At 61.7% G+C, this 19166-nt stretch carries 20 protein-coding genes and 1 pseudogene; 9 read left to right on the top strand and 12 right to left on the bottom strand.

Annotated elements, in window-relative coordinates:
- The first annotated feature begins 229 nt into the window (after positions 1 to 229).
- The 3 genes from ACA062_RS19795 (at position 230) to ACA062_RS19785 (ending at position 2802) form a co-directional block, all read left to right on the top strand.
- Positions 230 to 634, top strand: a complete 405-nt coding sequence (locus tag ACA062_RS19795; protein ID WP_007907888.1) for a TraR/DksA family transcriptional regulator — start codon at positions 230 to 232, stop codon at positions 632 to 634.
- 242 nt (positions 635 to 876) lie between these two features.
- Positions 877 to 2481, top strand: coding sequence for a methyl-accepting chemotaxis protein (locus ACA062_RS19790; RefSeq protein ID WP_497452610.1), 1605 nt, complete (start codon positions 877 to 879; stop codon positions 2479 to 2481).
- A gap of 117 nt (positions 2482 to 2598) precedes the next feature.
- On the top strand, positions 2599 to 2802 hold the full coding sequence (locus ACA062_RS19785; protein ID WP_128870126.1) for a hypothetical protein: 204 nt from the start codon (positions 2599 to 2601) through the stop codon (positions 2800 to 2802).
- 8 nt (positions 2803 to 2810) lie between these two features.
- Here ACA062_RS19785 and ACA062_RS19780 read toward each other — a convergent pair whose 3' ends face one another.
- The 3 genes from ACA062_RS19780 to ACA062_RS19770 all read right to left on the bottom strand — a co-directional run bounded on the left by ACA062_RS19780 (position 2811) and on the right by ACA062_RS19770 (position 3819).
- Complete coding sequence (locus ACA062_RS19780; protein WP_128870127.1) at positions 2811 to 3050, bottom strand: DUF2789 domain-containing protein; 240 nt, start codon at positions 3048 to 3050, stop codon at positions 2811 to 2813.
- Positions 3051 to 3180: 130 nt separating this feature from the next.
- Positions 3181 to 3411: a hypothetical protein gene (locus ACA062_RS19775; protein WP_134099586.1), complete on the bottom strand. Its 231-nt coding sequence runs from the start codon at positions 3409 to 3411 to the stop codon at positions 3181 to 3183.
- A 159-nt stretch (positions 3412 to 3570) separates the two neighbouring features.
- Complete coding sequence (locus tag ACA062_RS19770) at positions 3571 to 3819, bottom strand: hypothetical protein (RefSeq protein WP_497452609.1); 249 nt, start codon at positions 3817 to 3819, stop codon at positions 3571 to 3573.
- A gap of 410 nt (positions 3820 to 4229) precedes the next feature.
- Here ACA062_RS19770 and ACA062_RS19765 point away from each other — a divergent pair, with 410 nt between their 5' ends.
- Both ACA062_RS19765 and ACA062_RS19760 read left to right on the top strand, forming a co-directional pair.
- Positions 4230 to 4700 (top strand): hypothetical protein, encoded by a 471-nt coding sequence (locus tag ACA062_RS19765; protein ID WP_497452608.1) that lies wholly within the window; start codon positions 4230 to 4232, stop codon positions 4698 to 4700.
- A 113-nt stretch (positions 4701 to 4813) separates the two neighbouring features.
- Positions 4814 to 5830: an ABC transporter substrate-binding protein gene (locus tag ACA062_RS19760; protein ID WP_497452607.1), complete on the top strand. Its 1017-nt coding sequence runs from the start codon at positions 4814 to 4816 to the stop codon at positions 5828 to 5830.
- A gap of 184 nt (positions 5831 to 6014) precedes the next feature.
- On the opposite strand, the gene ACA062_RS19755 is transcribed toward ACA062_RS19760, so the two are convergent.
- Positions 6015 to 8147, bottom strand: coding sequence for a TonB-dependent receptor (locus tag ACA062_RS19755; RefSeq protein WP_497452606.1), 2133 nt, complete (start codon positions 8145 to 8147; stop codon positions 6015 to 6017).
- 89 nt (positions 8148 to 8236) lie between these two features.
- Complete coding sequence (locus ACA062_RS19750) at positions 8237 to 8623, bottom strand: DUF2946 domain-containing protein (RefSeq protein ID WP_497452605.1); 387 nt, start codon at positions 8621 to 8623, stop codon at positions 8237 to 8239.
- Between the two features lie 93 nt (positions 8624 to 8716).
- Between ACA062_RS19750 and ACA062_RS19745 the strand changes: the two genes are divergently transcribed.
- Positions 8717 to 9154 carry a DUF3995 domain-containing protein gene (locus ACA062_RS19745; protein ID WP_497452604.1) on the top strand — a complete coding sequence of 146 codons (438 nt, stop codon included), beginning with the start codon at positions 8717 to 8719 and terminating at the stop codon, positions 9152 to 9154.
- Between the two features lie 154 nt (positions 9155 to 9308).
- Here the strand turns inward: ACA062_RS19745 and ACA062_RS19740 are convergent, their stop codons facing one another.
- From ACA062_RS19740 to ACA062_RS19710, 7 genes are all read right to left on the bottom strand, one after another.
- Positions 9309 to 9677, bottom strand: coding sequence for a Na+/H+ antiporter subunit G (locus tag ACA062_RS19740; RefSeq protein ID WP_497452603.1), 369 nt, complete (start codon positions 9675 to 9677; stop codon positions 9309 to 9311).
- Positions 9674 to 9952 carry a K+/H+ antiporter subunit F gene (locus ACA062_RS19735; protein ID WP_045060409.1) on the bottom strand — a complete coding sequence of 93 codons (279 nt, stop codon included), beginning with the start codon at positions 9950 to 9952 and terminating at the stop codon, positions 9674 to 9676. The genes ACA062_RS19740 and ACA062_RS19735 overlap by 4 nt, the downstream gene beginning before the upstream one ends.
- Positions 9949 to 10437, bottom strand: a complete 489-nt coding sequence (locus tag ACA062_RS19730; RefSeq protein WP_497452602.1) for a Na+/H+ antiporter subunit E — start codon at positions 10435 to 10437, stop codon at positions 9949 to 9951. The genes ACA062_RS19735 and ACA062_RS19730 overlap by 4 nt, the downstream gene beginning before the upstream one ends.
- The gene (locus ACA062_RS19725; RefSeq protein ID WP_497452601.1) at positions 10434 to 12119 is read right to left on the bottom strand and encodes a monovalent cation/H+ antiporter subunit D; all 1686 of its coding nucleotides are present in this window, start codon (positions 12117 to 12119) and stop codon (positions 10434 to 10436) included. Before ACA062_RS19725 ends, ACA062_RS19730 begins: the two co-directional genes overlap by 4 nt.
- Complete coding sequence (locus tag ACA062_RS19720; protein WP_007986256.1) at positions 12116 to 12460, bottom strand: Na+/H+ antiporter subunit C; 345 nt, start codon at positions 12458 to 12460, stop codon at positions 12116 to 12118. Before ACA062_RS19720 ends, ACA062_RS19725 begins: the two co-directional genes overlap by 4 nt.
- Positions 12460 to 15378, bottom strand: a complete 2919-nt coding sequence (locus tag ACA062_RS19715) for a monovalent cation/H+ antiporter subunit A (RefSeq protein ID WP_497452600.1) — start codon at positions 15376 to 15378, stop codon at positions 12460 to 12462. Before ACA062_RS19715 ends, ACA062_RS19720 begins: the two co-directional genes overlap by 1 nt.
- Positions 15379 to 15650: 272 nt before the next feature.
- On the bottom strand, positions 15651 to 16688 hold the full coding sequence (locus tag ACA062_RS19710) for a DMT family transporter (protein ID WP_497452599.1): 1038 nt from the start codon (positions 16686 to 16688) through the stop codon (positions 15651 to 15653).
- On the opposite strand from ACA062_RS19710, the gene ACA062_RS19705 reads away from it, so the two are divergent.
- The 3 genes and pseudogenes from ACA062_RS19705 to ACA062_RS19695 all read left to right on the top strand — a co-directional run bounded on the left by ACA062_RS19705 (position 16683) and on the right by ACA062_RS19695 (position 19063).
- Positions 16683 to 17246: a helix-turn-helix domain-containing protein gene (locus tag ACA062_RS19705; RefSeq protein ID WP_497452598.1), complete on the top strand. Its 564-nt coding sequence runs from the start codon at positions 16683 to 16685 to the stop codon at positions 17244 to 17246. The two genes, ACA062_RS19710 and ACA062_RS19705, sit on opposite strands and share 6 nt — an antisense overlap.
- 174 nt (positions 17247 to 17420) lie before the next feature.
- Positions 17421 to 17633: pseudogene (locus ACA062_RS19700) on the top strand (ABC transporter ATP-binding protein); the annotation flags it as partial.
- Positions 17630 to 19063 (top strand): FAD/NAD(P)-binding protein, encoded by a 1434-nt coding sequence (locus tag ACA062_RS19695; protein WP_497452597.1) that lies wholly within the window; start codon positions 17630 to 17632, stop codon positions 19061 to 19063. The pseudogene ACA062_RS19700 and the gene ACA062_RS19695, both read left to right, overlap by 4 nt.
- Positions 19064 to 19166: the final 103 nt, after the last annotated feature.

Here is a 19166-nt window from a genome sequence, read left to right as displayed (position 1 = left end):
GCACTCCGATAACCACCGCATCGCCTGCCATAGAGCACTTTTGGGGCTTTGTCGGACGAATTCGCTGTCTTTTCAGTTGCTGAGGCCTCAAGTCGGCCTTAGACTGCCGCCCCTCGTAAATTGAGTGCCGGGTGGCGCTTGGAACAACTGGCGCCTTTCCGCTGACCGACCAGGTCCGCCGGAACGCTCCCTTATTCGCCTTAATGCACGTTTTTTTATAGAGAAATCAATGACAAAGGACAAGTTGCTGGCCATGCCGGCGGATGACTACATGAATGCCGAGCAACATGCTTTTTTCTCCGAGCTGTTGCAGAACATGAAAGTCGAAACCCACGAACGCATCGAACAGAACCGCATCGCCATCGAGAGCCTGGATACCCCGGCCGACCCGGCTGACGCTGCGTCTGTCGAAGAAGAGCGCACCTGGCTGGTCAACGCGATCGATCGCGACCAGCGCATGCTGCCTCAGTTGGAACAGGCGCTGGAGCGCATCAAGGAAGACAGCTTCGGCTGGTGCGACGACAGCGGCGAGGCCATTGGCCTCAAGCGCCTGCTGATCAGCCCGACCACCAAGTACTGCATCGAAGCTCAAGAGCGTCACGAGCAGATCGACAAGCACCAGCGTCAGGCCTGATTCAGTAGCGCGATTCAGTAGCGCCCCCATCGCGGGCAAGCCCGCTCCCACAGGTTCAATGTAAACCTTGTGGGGGCGGCGGTGCGGCGATCCGACTTGCCCGCGATGCTTTTCGACGTCTGCGAAAAACCCCGCGCACTTCTATTGATCTGCTGCAATGCCCACTACTAACGGACCATAGATAATGGCCCTGTAGTGGCGTTTAATGCGGTTACAACAATTAGAAGCTACATGGGGTGACGATGATGACGCGAGACGGGTCTCTGGCCGGGGCAGTGCCCGCAGCCGTACTTCTGCCGAAAAAACAGTGGCTCACGCCGACCCTGCAAAGCATCGCCCTGATGCTCCTGTTGTGTGGCATGGCGCTGGGTGGCGGGTCGCTCTATCTTGGCCTGCCATTGGCCGTGCTGATTATCTGGTTGCCGCGCCTGCGCTCGCGACCCATCACCCAAACCCCTGCCGACAACGCCGACGCCCTTGGCGAGTTGACTCGCGATCTTTCCTACACCACCAGTCATAACGCATTGTCGGCCGCCGGCGTGGCCTATTCGGTCAAGCAACTGGCCGACAGGCTGCAATCGCAACTCAGTGCCGCCGCGCGGATCGTCAGCAATGCCGAAGTGATGATCGCCACCGAACAAGCCACTTCGACCCTCAGCCACCAAGCCCTGAGTGCGGCCAGCGAGGCTCACCGCAGCAGCGCGACAGGGCGCACGGAGCTGATCGAGTCCATTGCCCGCATGCATCAGCTCAGCCAGCGCGCCAGCAACAGCCGGGAGCTGATCGAAGCCCTGAGCCTGCGCAGCGACGATATCCAACGGGTGACCCTGGTGATCCAGTCCATCGCCAGTCAGACCAATCTGCTGGCCTTGAACGCGGCGATCGAAGCGGCGCGGGCCGGGGAACACGGTCGCGGGTTTGCGGTGGTGGCCGATGAAGTTCGTGCTCTGGCCGCACGCACGGCGACGGCCACTGGCGAAGTCGGAGAGATGGTCTCCGATATCCGCCAACGCACCGCGCAAGTGGTGGAGCAGATCCGCCAGCTGTCCAGCGATCTCGACATTGGCGTCGAACAGGTCGAGCACACTGGAAATCACCTGCAAGACATCGCGCGTCTGGCGGCCGGCGTCGAAAGCCAGGTCGGGGACATCGCCAAGGGCGCGCAGACCAACCGCGAGCAACTCGACAGCCTGTTCCATGCGATCGAGCAGATGCGCAGCGACTTGGCGGTCAGCGACCAACAGACCCGGCACCTGGCCCAGGCGGCGGTGCAGATGGAAGGTCAGGCCGAAACCATCAGCGAGCGTCTCGCCGAAGTCGGACTGGATGACTATCACCAGCGTATTTATGACCTGGCCCGTGAAGGCGCGAAACAGATTTCGGCGCGCTTCGAAGCGGATATCGACGAGGGCCGAGTCAGCCTCGACGACCTGTTCGATCGCAATTACCAGGCGATCCCCAACACCCGCCCGGCCAAATACCAGACCCGTTTCGACCGCTACACCGATCAGGTCCTGCCGGCGATCCAGGAATCGTTGCTGCCGCGCCATGAGGGCCTGGTGTTCGCCATTGCCTGCACCCAGCAAGGCTATGTGCCGACCCATAACAAGGCCTTCAGTCAGCCATTGACCGGCGACGCGCAGGTCGACTCTCTGAACAACCGCACCAAACGCAAGTTCGCCGACCGCACCGGGATCCGCTGTGGCAGCCATCAACAGGCCGTGCTGCTGCAAACCTATACCCGCGACACCGGTGAGCTGATGCACGATCTCTCGGTGCCGATCATGCTCAAGGGCCGACATTGGGGTGGACTGCGCCTGGGCTACCAGCCGGAAAACCCTCGTTGAGGCCTGATTGTTACGTGTTACGCAAAAAAGATGTGCAGGCCTGTGACTGTTTCTTCGCGAATGGACTCATTATTCTGCCTACATAGTTAGGTTGCTAATGAAATTCACGAGGTCAGCATGCAAGGCAGGGTCGATGTAGCGGTGATGATTGGCAGCGGAGTGCCCGCCAGCTTGCGTGCGATGGGTCAGAGAGTCTGCTGGGTGGTACTGCTGGATGGCGAACGCCGGGGGACGGCGTTTTCCAGTCGCGAAGAGGCGCAAGAGTGCAGGGCTGCCTGGCTCGCGCAATTGAGCGCCGGAACACCCGACAGCCTGCATTGAATCAGCGGCTAGTGAACCTGGTGCATGCGCAGGTTGAGGTCGTCGACCACCCGCGCCCAATCCGCGTCTTCGCGCAATTGCTCTTTCAGAAAGCCGGCTTGCTGCGGTGTCCAGAACTCGGCATCGATGAGTTTCTTATCATCGGGCAGCGGGGAATGGCTGGCGATGAAATCGTCGATGGCTTTCTCGGTGGAATCCAGGCCGAGCTGGTCGAACAAGCCTTTCAAGTCGTGTGTAGGTGAATCCATCTTCATCTCCTTGCTGGTCACGCGGATGCGAGATCTGAGGTGCGGCGTCATTGCATCTGAGGGAGCCGCGCTTCAGGAGTTCGATAGCGATGTTCGAAAGCAGGAATGAGCATAGACTGCAAACCGCTGATCAGGCTTTCAATGCGCCTTCATCGACAGCAACCTTCAGGGCTTTGGCGGCATCCTGGGCGGCGATGGCGGCGACGTCGGAGGTCTTGAACCAGCGATCCTTCTCGACCTGGTGATAGGTCACGGTGGTCAGCGGTGGTTTGGCGCGCATGATAATGACTGCCTGGAATTCGCCTTCGACCTCTCTGGCTTCGCCCCGGATAAAAAATTCACCGATATCAAATTCCGTCACGTAGCCGCCTTCCCTTGGAAATATTATGCTGTGTCGAACGCCGCCCGCCCTGGGGTTGCGGTTCGTTTGGTCGGCCAGTATGGCAGTAGTTGCCTGCCGGCGGCTGAGTTAAGTCGCCGGCATGACGAAACGTCTATGGGGATGAAGGTCGCAGGCGTGTCAAATGCGCGACTCGAGGGCGCGGGCGAGGGCGCAGGCTTCGTTATGGTCGCCGCGGAAACCTCTTACATAGCCCGTGGCGATTTCCTTGATATGGAAGAAGGCATTGCCCGCCAGAACCACCTGGAACCGCGGTGCAACAGGGGGTGGCGCGGGAAAGTCATGGGGCGGGAACACCGTCGGGGGCCGGGGCGCCAGACCGCTGGTGTAGGATGGCTGAGGTTGAGCGAAGTGGGTCAGTGTGCACATGGGAAGTCCTTTTCGTAGTTTTGCCGACGCGTGTACTTCGTTTTGGCTAGTCTCGGTGAGCATCGCTGCTCTAGAATCACCACCACTGGTTGGCGATTGATGTTTATCTAAAGCAATTTTTTGCTGGCGATATGTCAGAAAAGTGCTTTTTTTTTAGCGTTTTTTCCCTAAAGTTAGTAATCCGTTTTTTCTGACCGTTAGCAGGGCGTTTTCCTTCAACCTCTGACGAACGCCAGGCAAGACGACGCGAATGACATTCCAGTAGTCTTTTCACGCCTCGCGGTGGATGAGCGCTCAGCCATCCTCAGGATTTCAACCGGGTCATTTGGCTAAACCCTCGGCATTGCCGCTTTTTTCTGCTGTGCGCTTTTTCCGTGTGCGGCATCATTTTCAGATGTGGGGATGTTTCCTTGGCAGTAAGTAATCTCGATATGCATGCCTTGTTCGTGTTGGGTGATTTGCGCGCAAAGCTGGTCAAACAGTTCCAGTCACGTTTCGTTTACATCACCGAACAGAACGCTGAAGGCATTTACATTGCCGAAATCGATACCGAGTCAGCGCTGGTGGTAGACGACAAGCCAGGACTCAAGCTCAAGGTCGGCGATCATTTCAGTGCCTCCGTACTGCCCAGTCGCGAAGGCGGCAAGCTGGACATCAAGTTCCGCGAAATCAAGCTGACGGTCTACGGGCTGGGCGATTACGCGTTCGTGACCAGCGCCGACGGTCACGGCATCCTGTTCAAGGAAGGCCATAGCGTGGTGATGGTGTTTGCTGCCCACCAGCAGTTGCAGGAGGGCCTGACCAAAACCCTGAAAGCCGTTACCGCCAAGGCTGCCAAATGGCGCAAGGGTGAACTGGTGACCTTCAAGGCCAGCGAGTAATGCCCTCGAAAGCAGGAACCTCTACTACAGTCAGTTGACTGAGTATTCAGAGGCTTTGCGGTCTTCTGCCAGGCCATCCTGCCATTGCTGTGAACAGCACGAGGTGCAAAACCATGAACGGATTTCGACGGCTGCTGGCCGCTACCCTGGCCACGTTCGGGTTGTTGGCTTCACCCGTTCCAGTGTTCGCTGCCCAGGCGCCGATCCATTTTGCCGACCTGAACTGGGAAAGCGGCAGCCTGATCACCGACATCCTGCGGATCATCGTCGAGAAGGGCTACGGCTTGCCGACCGATACCTTGCCGGGGACGACCATCACCCTGGAAACCGCCCTGGCCAACAATGATATTCAGGTCATTGGCGAGGAATGGGCCGGTCGCAGTCCGGTGTGGGTCAAGGCCGAGGCCGAAGGCAAAGTGGTGAGCCTGGGCGATACGGTCAAGGGCGCGACCGAAGGCTGGTGGGTGCCCGAATATGTGATCAAGGGTGACCCGGCCAAAGGCATCAAGCCGCTGGCGCCGGACCTGCGCAGTGTCAGCGACCTGCCCAAATACAAGGGCGTGTTCAGCGATCCGGAAACCCCGGGCAAGGGGCGCTTTCTCAACAGCCCGATCGGCTGGACCTCGGAAGTGGTCAACAAGCAGAAGCTCAAGGCCTATGGCCTGGACGACAGTTATGTGAATTTTCGCAGCGGCTCGGGGGCAGCACTGGATGCGGAGATCAGTTCGTCGATTCGCCGCGGCAAGCCGGTCCTGTTCTATTACTGGTCGCCGACGCCATTGCTTGGCCGCTTCAAGCTGATTCAGCTGCAAGAGCCGCCGTTCGATGCCGACGCCTGGAAAACCCTGACCGACGCCGATAACCCGAATCCGAAACCGACGCGCTCGCTGGCCTCGAAGCTCTCCATCGGCGTGTCCACGCCCTTCCAGAAACAGTACCCGCAGATCGCCGAGTTCTTCAGCAAGGTCGATTTACCGATCGACCCGTTGAACAAGGCCCTGGCCGAGATGAGCGAAAAACACACCGCCCCACGGCAGGCGGCGGAGGCGTTCATGAAGGCGCACCCGGAGGTGTGGCGGGCTTGGGTGCCCAAGGATGTGGCGGATAAAGTGGCGGCCGAACTGAAATAAACCGATTTATGGACACCTGGGAATTCTCGGGTGCACATAAATCCCGTAGGAGCTGCCGCAGGTTCGGGCCGCGTTCGGACGATCTTTTGACTTTGCTTATAATGGCAAGATCAAAAGATCGTCCGAACGCGGCCCGAACCTGCGGCAGCTCCTACAGGAAGCCGGTGCATCCGGTAGATCAAGGTTAAAACCGGGTCTGCACTGCCAATTCGAAGGTCCGCGGTGTCCCGAGGTAATACGCCGGCGACACATGGGCAAACTCGGCATACACCTCGTTGGTCAGGTTGCGCACGCGGCCAGTGACGGTGGTGTGCTGATCGACCTTATAGCTAAGGAATGTGCCAAACAGCGTGTATGACGGCACAGTCAGGGTATTGGCGCTGTCGGCAAATACCGAAGCCACGTACCGCGCATCGACGCCGCCTCGCCATTGCGGCGCGAAGTCATAGGTCAGCCACAGATTGCCGACCCGGTCCGGCACGTTGGTCGGTGTATTGCCTTTGCGGGAAACCACCACGCCCGCGGCGTTCTTCTCGGTGAATGCGTCGTACCGGGCATCAACCCAGGCGAAGTTACCCTCGGCCAGCAATTTGTCGGTGATGCGCAACGAACTGGCCAACTCAATGCCCCTGGAGGTCTGCTGCCCCACTGGAATGCTGAGGGTCGGGTCCAGTGGATCGGTCACCGCGAAGTCCTTGCGCTCGATCGTATACGCCGCCACCGTCGCCGACCCACGCCCGTCCAGATAATCGAACTTGCTGCCCACTTCCCATTGCTTGCCGGTGGATACGTCGAAGTCCTGGGTACCATTGGGCTGTTCGGCGGCGGTGCTGTATTGCACATAGACGTTGGCGGCGGGAATGAACTGGTAGGTCAGGCCGACCCGACCGGTCACCGGCTCCCAGCTGCGTTTCACGTGCCGGGGATTGCTGGCGGTCACTTCCCGGTGATTGGTCACGTCCAGGTCGATGTCGTCGTAACGCAGGCCGGTCAGCAACGCCAGCTTGTCGGTCAGCGCCAGGCGGTTTTCGACGAACAGGGCCTTGGTGGTGACCTGGTTGGTCTTGTCGCTGACGAAACCCGGTCGGGTGCCCGCAATGTCGTAGAAATGCCCCGGCTCAAAGTTGTCCGGATCGACCGTGCTTGCGCCTTTGACGTTCAGCGGCGAGTTGGTGGTCTGGTTGACCTTGTACTCGAAACCGCCGGACCAGGTGGTGTCCAGGCCGAACAGGGTGTTGTCGTGGCGCAGTTCGAACTGGTTGCCGTTCTGCTCGCCCTGGTGCCGCACCTGATACGCCGTGGAGCGGTTCACCGCGCTGTTGTCGGCGTTGTACTGGTAGGTTTCCAGGTTGCGGTAATCGCGCTGGCTGTCGAGGTGATAGAGGGTGTTGCGCAGGCTGGTGCTGTCGTTGATCCGGTAGTCGATGATCGAGCGGACCCAGATCGTCCGTTGTTCGTATCGGCCATCCTCGACGTTGTAGTTGTTGAAGCGGTTGTGCCTGTCGATTTTCAGTTCGCCGGCCTTGGGATTGAGTACCGGTGTGCCCCAGTAAGGGCTGTCTTCGTGCTCGTCCTGATATTCCAGGGCCAGGGTGTGGGACAGGTTCGGTGTCAGGTCGCTGAGCAAGGAGAACGCCACGCTCCACGCATCGCGTTCCTGGCGGTCGATGTAGCCGTTGCCGGTGTTGTGGCTGACGTCGACGCGGGCGTAGTGCTGCACGTCCGCGCCTGCCTCGCTCAGGGCGTGGTTGAGACCGAACGCGGTCTCGGTGGTGTCGTAAGTGCCGTAGCTGACCCGACCTTCGACGGCCTGCTCTGCACGGGTGGCCAGTTTGGTCACGTAGTTCAGTGAACCGCCCACGGAGCCGGCGCCATTGATCAATGACGATGGGCCACCGACCAGTTCCACCCGGTCATAGATCCAGGCGTCGACCGGCCGGGCGAGACCGCCGGAGACGTTGATGCCGTTGAACATCTGGGTGATCTGACTGCTGGTAAACCCCCGGTAGGACACGAAGCCGCCAAAGCCCGGCGGTGCACTGGCATTCACGCCGGGCAAGGTGTTGGCGGCGTCCTGGAAGTTTTGCGCACCGTGGCGCTCGATGTCGTTGCGGTTGGCGATCGCTACCGAAGCGGGGGTGTCACGCAGGCTCAAGCCCAGGTGCGAGGCCATGCCACTGGATTGATCGAGGCTCAGGCCCGGTTCAGTCGCAGCCTCTCCATCAACCGTGATGGGGGTGAGCTCGACCGTGGATTGCGCCCAGGCGTTAACGGACAGGCAGCCGAACAGGCTTGCCAGCAAAGAAATGGTTTTCATCGATGAATCCTGAATGCTTGGCTAGGGAACAGCGCACAGGCAAACGCCACGCGTTGGCGCAGTGAGCTGAACGGAAAAGGCAAGGAGACTCAGGTGAAAGGCGGGGCGCGAGGGTTGGCCGAAGGCCAGGTGAAGCGGGCAGGGAGGTCGGCACTGGCGATGACGGCCAATGGCGGGCTGTGTTGCTCGGGGAGGATCGCCAGGGTCGCGCTGGAATTGAGCGCCGGGCCCATGCCACCGGTGGAGCACAGCGGACAACCGAAGGCTTGGGACAGGGTCGGCAGTTTGTCTTCGGGGGTGTTGGATGAGGCCGGTGCCTGGGTGGCCGGGTCGACCGTACAGAACTGGCCGCCGATGCCGTTGAGCTGCTCCCCGACCATCTGCCCATGACCGATGCTGCAGGCGAACACATTGAACAGGACGCAGCAATAGAGCATCCAGGCAATGAGTGAGCGATCGGTGCGGGCGATTTTCATGGAGCGGCACTTTACCACCGTCGATCACCAACCCTTACAAAATCGTTCAAGGAAGTTCATCCTGCTGCGACATTTTACGCTGGACGTCTGAACATGAGCCTGATAATTGCGCAATGGATGGCTGCCATCTTCCTGTTGATCAGCCTGATTCACCTGTACTGGGCGGCGGGTGGCAAGATCGGCAGTGAGGCCGCAGTGCCGATCTTGCCCGGGGAGAGCGGCGCCCGGTCCAGGCCGGCGTTCAAGCCTTCGGGCTTTGCCACGCTGCTGGTGGCGGTCGGCTTGCTGCTGATCGCGATGCTGGTGTGCCTGCGGGTCGGCCTGTATCTGCCCAGGGTGCATCACGGGGCGCTGCAATGGGTGATCAGCGCCATCGCGATGCTGATGTTCGCCCGGGCGATCGGCGATTCGAATCTGGTGGGGTTTTTCAAGCAGGTCAAGGATTCGCGGTTTGCCCGGTTGGATACCTGGGCTTATTCGCCGTTGTGTGTGGTGTTGGGGGCGGGGTTGTTGGCAGTGGCCTGGATTTAAGGTCAACCGGACTTACTGCGTTGTCTGATCTATTGCTATCGCGGGCAAGCCCGCTCCCACAGTGATGGGGTGTCGTACATACACTTGGTGTCCGCCACTGGACCTGTGGGAGCGGGCTTGCCCGCGATGAGGCCCTGTCTATCAGCACAAATCTTTAAACCTGACCCCCGCTTTCCGTACGCCGACTACTCACCTCCGCCGGCACATCATCCCCGGCCATGCGCTTGCGGAACAACGCCGCCCGCGCCAGCAGCAAGGTGGTCACCGGCACCGTGATCGCCAGCAGGATCGGTATCAGCCAGGCATGCAGTACCGGCCCGGACTTGAGTGCGGAAAAATAAATGATCGAGGCCAGCGCCGCGCACCACGCGCCGAGTGTCGAGGCGAGGGCCGGCGGGTGCATGCGCTGGAAGTAATCCTTCATCCGCAGCAGGCCGATGGCACCGATCAGCGCAAACAGACTGCTGAGCACCAGCAGGATCGCCACCGGAATCTCGACCCACAGCGACAGTTGCATATTCATTCGATCACCTCGCCACGCAGCAGGAATTTGGCCAGGGCAAACGAGCCGACGAAGCCGAACAGTGCGATCAGCAACGCCGCCTCGAAGTAGGTGTCACTGGCATAACGGATGCCCAGGGTCAGCATCATCAGCATGGCGACGATGTACAGGTAATCCAGTGCCAGGACCCGGTCCTGGGCCGACGGGCCCTTGAACAGCCGGATCAGGGTCAGCACCATCGCCAGGGAAAAGATGAACAGGCTCAGCAGGATTGCGTTCGACAGCAACGGGCTCATTCGAAGATCTCCATCAAGGGGCGCTCGTAGGTCGCCTTGAAGTGCTGGATGAACAGCGCTTCGTCATCCAGATCGAACACGTGCAGCAACAGGATGCTGCGATCCAGCGCCAGTTCCGACCAGACGGTGCCGGGCACCACGGTGCAGATCATCGACAGGGCCGCCAGGCCGTTGGCATCGCGCAGGTCCAGCGGCACCTTGATGAAGCGCGAGCGCGGTGGGCGACGCCCGGCGTTGAGCACGCGCCAGGCCACGGCGAGGTTGGACACCAGCACGTCGCACCCGACCAGCAGGAACAAGCGCAGGATGACACCGGGACGACGAATGCGGATCGGCAGCGGACGCAGTTTGCGCATCATCAACGGCGCGCAGAACCCCAGCACCGCGCCCAGCAGCAGATTGCCGGGACTCATCGACATGTTCAGCACCAACCACAACAACCACAGGGCCAGCGACAACCACGGCGCGGGAAACAGACGCTTCATGGTTGCACCTCGGCCAGTGCGGTCTTGGCTTGCGGACTTGGAATGGCGCGAGTGCCGAGCACTGCCATCACGTACTGCTGCGGGTTGTTCAGGGCGTCGGCGGCGGCCTGGGTATAGCGCAGCAGTGGCTCGGCCTTGAACGTGAGCGCGATGCTCAAGCCCAGCAGCGCGATGATCGGCACGCATTCAAAGCGACGCAGCAAGGGCGATGGTCGTTCTTCAGGGGTCCAGAATCGCTGGATACCCAGGCGCGAGAAGGCAATCAAGGAGGCCAGCCCGGAGATAATCAGCAGCGCCAGCAAGCCCCACGCCGCGTTCGACACCGGTACATCGCCGGAATGACCCAGGCCCAGCGGGTTGAGCAGGGCATTGAGCAGGCCGAGTTTGCCGATGAAACCGGAGAGCGGCGGCATGCCGATGATCAGCAGCGAGCAGGCGATGAAACTCAAACCAAGGAACGCCATGGTCCAGGGAATCACCTGGCCGACCACGGCTTTCTGTTCGTCGTCGAGGTTGATGCCTTTGGGCGGCTGCAGGGATTCCAGCGGCCGCGGCAGCAGGTCGCCGTCATCGAACAGCGGCATTTCATTGGCTGAACGCGAACGCTCGATCAACTCGGCCAACAGGAACAGCGCGCTCAAGGCCAGGGTCGAGCTGACCAGATAGAACAGGGCCGCGCCGATCAGGTTGGGTTGGGCAAAACCGATGGCCGCCAGCAGAATCCCCGCCGACACCAGGATGCTCAGGCTGGCCAGGCGCTCCAGGCGTTGTGCGGCGAGGATCGCTACCGCCGCACAGACGATGGTCGCCATGCCGCCGTAGATCAGCCAGTCCCCGCCAAAGTACGCCGACGCGCCGGCCTGGCCGGAGAATAGCAGGGTCCACAGGCGCAGCAGGGTGTACACGCCGACCTTGGTCATGATCGCGAACATCGCCGCCACCGGCGCGCTGGCGGCGGAATAGGCCGGGACCAGCCAGAAGTTCAGCGGCCACATTCCGGCCTTGGCCAGGAACGCCACGGCGAGAATCGCCGCGCCGGCATGCAGCAGGCCGCGATCGGCTTCGGGCACCAGGGGGATTTTCAGCGCCAGGTCGGCCATGTTCAGGGTGCCGGTGACGCCGTAGATCAGCGCTGCGCCAATCAGGAACAGCGACGAGGCCAGCAGGTTGATCGAGATGTAATGCAGCCCCGCCGACACCCGCGACCGGCCCGAGCCATGCAGCATCAGGCCGTAAGAGGCGGCCAGCAGCACTTCGAAGAACACGAACAGGTTGAACAGGTCCGCCGTCAGGAACGCGCCATACAGGCCCATCATCTGGATCTGGAACAGCGCGTGGAAACTCGAACCGGCGCCATCCCAGCGGGCCATCGCGAACAGCAGGGCGCTGACGCCGATGATCCCGGTCAGCACCAGCATCAGCGCCGACAGGCGATCGACCACCAGCACGATGCCGAACGGCGCTTGCCAGTTGCCCGGCAGGTACACGCCGATGGAGCCGGGCATACCCGTTTCCTGGGTCCATTGCAGCAACAGCACGGCGATGCCCAGGCCCACCAGGCTGGAGAACAGGTTGATCCTGGCCTTCAGCGGCCGGTGTTTCTCGCCCAGCATCAGCATCACCGCGGCGGTCAGCAGCGGCAGCAGAATCGGTGCAGCGATCAGGTGCGGCATCAGATTCATTCTTTAGGCTCCCGGCCATCCACATGGTCGGTGCCGGTCAGTCCCCGGGACGCGAGCAACACCACCAGGAACAGTGCGGTCATGGCGAAGCTGATGACGATGGCGGTCAGCACCAGCGCTTGCGGCAGCGGGTCGGTGTAGTGCAGCAAATCCTGCGGCACGCCGTCCTTGATGATCGGCTCCTTGCCGATGAACAGGCTGCCCATGCTGAAGATGAACAGGTTGACGCCGTAGGACAGCAGGCACAGGCCCATGACCACCTGGAACGTCCGTGGTCGCAGGATCAGCCAGACGCCGGAGGCGGCCAGTACGCCGATGGCGATTGCGATGACTTCTTCCATCAGACGGCTCCTTCGGTAGCGACGGCTCTGGGCAGGGCAGCGGTCTTGTGACCCCGCACCGATTGGTGGGCGAGGGCGGTGAGGATCAACAGGGTTGAACCGACCACCACGGCGTACACACCGATATCGAAGAACAGCGCGCTGGCGATGTGAATGTCGCCGAACACCGGCAAAGCGAAATGCCAGGTGTGAGTGGTCAGGAACGGATAACCGGCCGCCATCGCCCCGAGTCCCGTAACGGTGGCAAACAGCAGCCCGGTGCCCATCCAGCGCAGCGGACGCAGGCTCATTTGCGCCTCGACCCACTGTGTGCCGGCGACCATGTATTGCAGGATGAACGCCACCGACATCACCAGGCCCGCCACAAAGCCGCCGCCCGGTTGATTGTGGCCGCGCATGAACAGATAGACCGACACCACAAAGGCAACCGGCAGCAGCAGGCGCACCAGCACCGCCGGCACCATCATGAAGCCGAGTGCGGTGTCGCTGGCGTGACGCGGGTTGACCAGGTCGGTGACCACGTCGGGCGCCAGCAGGCGCTGCTGGGCCGGCAATTGCAGGCTTTCTTTCGGTGGGCGGAAGCGTCGCAACAGGGCGAACACCGTCAGCGCCACGGCCGCCAGCACGGTGATCTCGCCGAGGGTGTCAAAGCCACGGAAGTCCACCAGCATCACGTTGACCACGTTGCTGCCGCCGCCTTCGGGCAGGGCGCGACTGAGGTAGAACGAAGAAATGTCGTTCGGGGTCTGGCGCGTCAGCATGGCGTAGGACAGCAGCGCCATGCCGCCACCGACGGCGATCGACAGCAGCAAGTCGCGCAAACGGCGAATGCGTGCCTTGCGCAGCGTGCTCGGTAGCGGTGAAACCTCTTCGATCCGCCGCGGCAACCAGCGCAGGCCCAGCAGGATCAACACCGTGGTCACCACTTCGACCGCCAGTTGCGTCAGCGCCAGGTCCGGCGCCGAGAACCAGACGAACGTGACGCATGTCATCAGGCCGCAGACGCTGACCATGGTCAGGGCCGCGAGCCGGTGATACTTGGCCTGCCATGCCGCGCCGAGGGCGCAGGCAATCGCCAGCAGCCACAAGGTCACGAACACGATCGAACCCGCAATCTTCGGGCGGTCGCCCCAGCTCAGGCTGCTGTGGAGCATCGGGATCAACCCGGCCAGCACGGCGGCGAGCACCACCAGGAACAGTTGGGTTTGCAGGCGCTTGGTGCTGATCCGCCGCTCCAGACGCCGTGCCAGGCGCATCATGACCTCCAGGCTGCGCTCGAACAGGCGCTTGCCGTTGAACCGGCCGATCAGTGGCGGGTACTTGAAGCGCCCGCGCTTGAGTTGATTGCGCAGCAGCAGGTAGAGCACGATGCCGCCGGACATGGCGACCAGGCTCATGATCATCGGCGCGTTCCAGCCGTGCCAGATCGCCAGGCTATACTCCGGCAAGACGCCGCCCACGACGGGCTGCGCCGCGGCGGCCAGCAACGGGCCGACCACCTGCGCCGGGAAAATCCCCACGATCAGGCAGGCGAACACCAGCAACTCCACCGGCGCGCGCATCCAGCGTGGCGGTTCATGCGGGGTGTGCGGCAGATCGGTGGCGGTCGGGCCGAAGAACACATCGACCGTGAAGCGCAGGGAATAGGCGACGCTGAACGTGCCGGCGATGGTCGCGACGATCGGCAGGGTCAACTCGATCCAGGCCGTGGCGTTGATGAACACGGTTTCGGCGAAGAACATCTCTTTGGAGAGGAAGCCGTTGAGCAACGGTACCCCGGCCATCGAGGCACTGGCGACCATGGCCAGGGTGGCGGTGTACGGAATCAGCTTGATCAGGCCGCTGAGCTTGCGAATGTCACGGGTGCCGCTTTCGTGGTCGATGATTCCCGCGGCCATGAACAGCGAGGCCTTGAACGTGGCGTGGTTGAAAATGTGGAACACGGCGGCCACGGCGGCCAGCGGACTGTTCAGCCCCAGCAGCAGGGTAATCAGGCCCAGGTGGCTGATGGTCGAATAGGCCAGCAGGCCCTTGAGGTCGTTCTGGAACATCGCGCAGTACGCGCCGAGCAGCAGGGTGCACGCGCCGGCGCCGCTGACGATGTAGAACCATTCTTCGCTGCCGGACAGTGATGGCCACAGCCGTGCGAGCAGGAACACCCCGGCCTTGACCATGGTCGCCGAGTGCAGATAGGCCGAGACCGGTGTCGGCGCCGCCATGGCATGGGGCAGCCAGAAGTGGAAGGGGAATTGCGCGCTTTTGCTCAAGGCGCCGATCAGGATCAGGGGCAGCAGGATAGGGTAGAGGGCATGTGCGCGAATCAGTTCGCCGGCGGCCAGGACCTTGTCCAGGTCATAGCTGCCGACCACATGGCCAAGCAGCATGACCCCCGCCAGCAGGCACAACCCCCCGGCACCGGTGACCATCAGCGCCATGTAGGCGCCGCGCCGTGCATCGGCGCGGTGGTGCCAGTAACCGATCAACAGGAACGAGAAGAGGCTGGTCAGCTCCCAGAAAAACACGATCTGGATCAGGTTGCCGGAGATCACCAGGCCGAGCATGGCGCCCATGAACGCCAGGAAAAACGCAAAGAAGCGTGGCACCGGATCGTCCGGCGACATGTAGTAGCGGGCGTACAGGGAAACCAGGGTGCCGATGCCCAGGACCAGCATCGAGAACAGCCAAGCGAAACCGTCCATGCGCAGCACGAAGTTCAGGCCCAGGCTGGGCAACCAGAAGAATTCTTCGCGAATCACACCGCCATCGGCGATTTGCGGGAACAACAGGGCGACCTGGATGGTGCCGATCAAGGCAACCAGGCCAGCCAGCAAGGATTCGGTGTTTCGCGCGTTGTGTGGCAGCAAGGCGGCCAGACAGCTGCCGACAAAGGGCAGAAGCAGTAGAACTATCAGGGACATAGGCTTCTAATCTGCGGAAGTTTGTGAAGCATCATACGTGCCAGCCCCCGGATCGCCAAACGTCAAGCTGTCGCAGAATCCTACAAGGTAGATGGAAAAAGCATGAATCACATTGTTTCAGCGGGCGAGATTTCGCCTGTGCCGGCCCCATCGCGGGCGAGCCCGCTCCCACAGGGTTATGTGTCGTACATGAATAATATGAGCACCACGAATCACTGTGGGAGCGGGCTTGCCCGCGAAGGCAATCTACTTGGCTCCACAGAAATCAATACCTAACCTTGAGGCTCCTGCTCCTGCTCCTGCTCCATCTCTTCCTCAGCCGCAACAACCTTCCCCTTGGTCTTCAACTCACTGACAATCACCGCCGCCACGATCAGCCCCGCCCCCAGCAACGCAATCGCCGGCAACCGCTCCCCGGCAATCCGCCCGACAATCCCGGCCCACACCGGCTCACCGGCATAGATCAAGGTCGCCCGGGTCGGCGAAACACTCTTCTGCGCCCAGTTCATCGCCACCTGGATCGCCGCACTGGCCGCGCCCAGGCCCAGCGCACTGCACAGCAGCAGCCAGGAAAAGTCCGGAATCACTTCCTGGGTCGGCACCACCATCAGGAACGCCAGCACCGACGTCACCGCCAGTTGCACCACCGTCACCCGGCGTACATCGACCTGACCGGCATAGGTACTGATCAAAATGATCTCCGCCGCAATCGCCACGGCGCTGATCAGCGTGGCGATTTCACCGGGACTGAAATTTAAAGCGGCCCCGGCAGGCCCGGACAGCAGCATCAACCCGGTAAACGCCAGCATGATCCCGATGCTCGGCATCAACCCCGGACGCCGCCCCAGCACCAGCCATTGCAGCAACGGCACGAAGGGCACGTACAACGCGGTAATGAAGGCCGACTGACTGCTGGGAATGCTCTGCAAGCCCACGGTCTGCAAGCCGTAACCGAGCATGATCGCCACGCCGATGAAAGCCCCGGCCTTGAGTTCGAACAGGGTCATCTGCCGCAGGTGCCGCCAGGAGAACAACGAAACAAGGATCGCTGCCGCGGCAAAGCGCAGGCCGACGAAAAACATCGGCCCGCTGACGGTCATCGCATGCTGGACCAGCAAAAAGGTACCGCCCCAGACCATGGTGATCAGCACCAGCACGCACTCGGCCTTGCTGAACCGTGAGAAACGGGAAGAAACCTGGGAGGAGTTCACCGACGTCATGACCTTGCGCACTACCTGAGGGCGACGCACAATGCGTCGAATGTTGCGCAGTATACTGCCCAGCCCCACCATGTGAGCAATATAGTGCACAAAGATTCCACGCCGCGGGCTTCGGTCCTTCAACATGTCAGCCAGAACGTTCGGCGTCTGCGCCATGCCGCCGACATGAGCCAGGCCGCGCTGGCGGAAAAGTCCGGGGTCAGCCGGCGGATGCTGGTGGCCATCGAGGCCGGTGAGAAAAACGTCAGCCTGACCACCCTCGACCGTGTGGCCGAAGCCCTGAAAGTTGCCTTCAGCGACCTGATCCAGGCCCCGGACGCCCGCGACCCCAGTCGCATCAACGAAGTGGCCTGGGCCGGTACGATTCCCGGCAGCAAAGCCGTTTTACTGTCCAAGGCCACCGCTACTCGCGAGGTGGAGCAATGGGAATGGTGCCTGCAACCGGGCGAAATCTACCCGTCGCAACCGGATGCCGATGGCTGGAGCGAACAGATCTACGTGTTCGAAGGCTGCCTGACGTTGATGCTCGGCGACACACCCCACGCGATTGGCGCCGGTGAGTTCTATATGTTTGCCAGTAATCAGCCCCATGCCTATCGCAACGATGGCGCGGTGGCCGCGCGGTTCGTGAGGAATGTGGTGATCTGATTGCTTGCCGATCAACACCGGATACACAGCTGATAGCACACACACACATCCCCCTGTGGGAGCGAGCTTGCTCGCGAAGGCGGTGCATCAGTCGACATAGATGTTGAATGACACACCGTAATCGTCGGATCGCCGCCCGGAGCAAGCTCGCTCCCACAGGTATTCGCTCGAATGCTGGGATCTGGTGGCAAGCAGCAGAGGGTCACCATCGGTCAGGCATTGATCATGCATCCTACTTTGGTACTGCTTGACGAAACTTCCATGGGTTTGGCGCCTATTATCGCCCAGGAGATTGTTGCCCGGTCCGGTAACAGCAAGGCATTGTGGGCTCGGGGCGACCTGCACAATTTCCATTCAGGCAAACACAGACCAGCGAGAACGGCATGAGTGAAACCCAAAGCGGACCGGTGACCGACGTCCTGCGCACTGCAGACATCCTGATCGTCGGCGGCGGCCTCAGCGGCACGATGCTGGCGGCGCAGCTGTTGCGCCTGCCCGGCAAACGATCGGTGCTGGTGATCGAACCCCGCGCCGAACTTGGCCGGGGCGAGGCGTATAGCGCGGTCGAGTTGGGTCATACCCTCAACGGCAACGCGGCCCGCATGAGCGTCGACCCGGACAACGCCGACGACCTCACCCAATGGCTGACCGGGTACATCGCGGCCGGCGGCTGGCCGCAGGCCGATGAGCAGCATGTGCCGGTCAGCGAATTGTTCCCGCCACGGGGCATTTTCGGGTTGTACGTGCAGCAGCGACTGGTCGAGGCGCAAGCCGTTGGCGCGTTGAATGGTTCAACGGTCGAGCATGTGCGGGCTGAAGTGGTCGACCTGCAAAGCCTGGATGATTCGGTGCGCCTGACCTTGAGTGACGGGCAACGCTTGCAGGGTACTTATGCGGTGCTGGCGACCGGCATGTTTCCCGCCGCACGTACGCCGCAGACCGAATCCAGCGGGTTGAACGCCGCGGCACTCGACCCGTGGGATGTCGCTGCCATGCGCCAGCTTGATCCGCAGTCGACGGTGCTGATCATCGGCTCGGGCCTGACCATGGTCGATGCCGTGGTGTCGCTGGAACAGGCCGGGCATCGCGGGCCGATCGAAGTGTTTTCGCGCCATGGGCTGCTGCCGCACGTACGTCGGCAACCGCCGGCCTGGGTGGATTTTCTTGCCGAGGACCCGGGCATTCGCACACCGCGACAGCTGGTGCGCGAATTGCGCCGGCATTGCCGGGACGCCATCGCCCAGGGCATCGACTGGCAGGCGCCGCTGGACACGGTGCGGGCGCACATCGGGCGCTTGTGGAGTCTGGCGACGGACGTGCAGCGTCGGCAGTTTGTGCGGCATGTGCGGCCTTGGTGGGAAAGCCATCATCACCGTTCACCGCCGTTGAGTGCCGAACTGGTGGCGCGGCTGCATGGGGAAGGGCGGTTGCGGATTCAGGCGGCGTCGTTCAAGGGGCTGGAGCGGTCTTCGAGCGGTGAAGTGAGCATTCGCATTCGTCGTCGTGGTGACGCTGAAACGGTTGTCGTCAGTGGTGCGGCGTTGATCAATTCCAGCGGAATCGAGTACGACTGGCGGCGGGTGTCGCGGCCATTGCCCCAGCAGTTGTTGGCTCGCGGGCTGGTGCGGCCGGGGCCGTTGGCGTTGGGGATTGCGGCGGCGATTGATGGCGCGGTGCTGGATGTCGATGGGCAGGTTGCCAGTCGACTGTTTGCCATGGGGCCGCCGTTGCGTGGGATGTGGTGGGAGAGTACGGCGGTGACCGATGTGGCGAGTCAGGCCAAGGCGCTTGCGGCTCGACTGGTTACTGGCGGGTAGCGGGCCCGGTCTTTGGGTATGACAGCGATCAACGTTTTTGGGCATGACACCGATCAACCCTGTAGGAGCTGGCTTGCCAGCGAAGGCGGTGTATCAGTCGACA

It is taken from the genome of Pseudomonas sp. LBUM1679, from assembly GCF_059695565.1.
This window is presented reverse-complemented; position numbering and strand designations above follow the sequence as displayed.

What these genes read in the sequence shown, in the direction of transcription:
- ACA062_RS19795 (WP_007907888.1), top strand. Translation starts at nt 230, where the DNA reads ATGACAAAGGACAAGTTGCTGGCCATGCCGGCGGATGACTACATGAAT.
- ACA062_RS19790 (WP_497452610.1), top strand. Translation starts at nt 877, where the DNA reads ATGATGACGCGAGACGGGTCTCTGGCCGGGGCAGTGCCCGCAGCCGTA.
- ACA062_RS19785 (WP_128870126.1), top strand. Translation starts at nt 2,599, where the DNA reads ATGCAAGGCAGGGTCGATGTAGCGGTGATGATTGGCAGCGGAGTGCCC.
- ACA062_RS19780 (WP_128870127.1), bottom strand. Translation starts at nt 3,050, where the DNA reads ATGGATTCACCTACACACGACTTGAAAGGCTTGTTCGACCAGCTCGGC.
- ACA062_RS19770 (WP_497452609.1), bottom strand. Translation starts at nt 3,819, where the DNA reads ATGTGCACACTGACCCACTTCGCTCAACCTCAGCCATCCTACACCAGC.
- ACA062_RS19760 (WP_497452607.1), top strand. Translation starts at nt 4,814, where the DNA reads ATGAACGGATTTCGACGGCTGCTGGCCGCTACCCTGGCCACGTTCGGG.
- ACA062_RS19755 (WP_497452606.1), bottom strand. Translation starts at nt 8,147, where the DNA reads ATGAAAACCATTTCTTTGCTGGCAAGCCTGTTCGGCTGCCTGTCCGTT.
- ACA062_RS19750 (WP_497452605.1), bottom strand. Translation starts at nt 8,623, where the DNA reads ATGAAAATCGCCCGCACCGATCGCTCACTCATTGCCTGGATGCTCTAT.
- ACA062_RS19745 (WP_497452604.1), top strand. Translation starts at nt 8,717, where the DNA reads ATGAGCCTGATAATTGCGCAATGGATGGCTGCCATCTTCCTGTTGATC.
- ACA062_RS19740 (WP_497452603.1), bottom strand. Translation starts at nt 9,677, where the DNA reads ATGAATATGCAACTGTCGCTGTGGGTCGAGATTCCGGTGGCGATCCTG.
- ACA062_RS19735 (WP_045060409.1), bottom strand. Translation starts at nt 9,952, where the DNA reads ATGAGCCCGTTGCTGTCGAACGCAATCCTGCTGAGCCTGTTCATCTTT.
- ACA062_RS19730 (WP_497452602.1), bottom strand. Translation starts at nt 10,437, where the DNA reads ATGAAGCGTCTGTTTCCCGCGCCGTGGTTGTCGCTGGCCCTGTGGTTG.
- ACA062_RS19725 (WP_497452601.1), bottom strand. Translation starts at nt 12,119, where the DNA reads ATGAATCTGATGCCGCACCTGATCGCTGCACCGATTCTGCTGCCGCTG.
- ACA062_RS19720 (WP_007986256.1), bottom strand. Translation starts at nt 12,460, where the DNA reads ATGGAAGAAGTCATCGCAATCGCCATCGGCGTACTGGCCGCCTCCGGC.
- ACA062_RS19715 (WP_497452600.1), bottom strand. Translation starts at nt 15,378, where the DNA reads ATGTCCCTGATAGTTCTACTGCTTCTGCCCTTTGTCGGCAGCTGTCTG.
- ACA062_RS19695 (WP_497452597.1), top strand. Translation starts at nt 17,630, where the DNA reads ATGAGTGAAACCCAAAGCGGACCGGTGACCGACGTCCTGCGCACTGCA.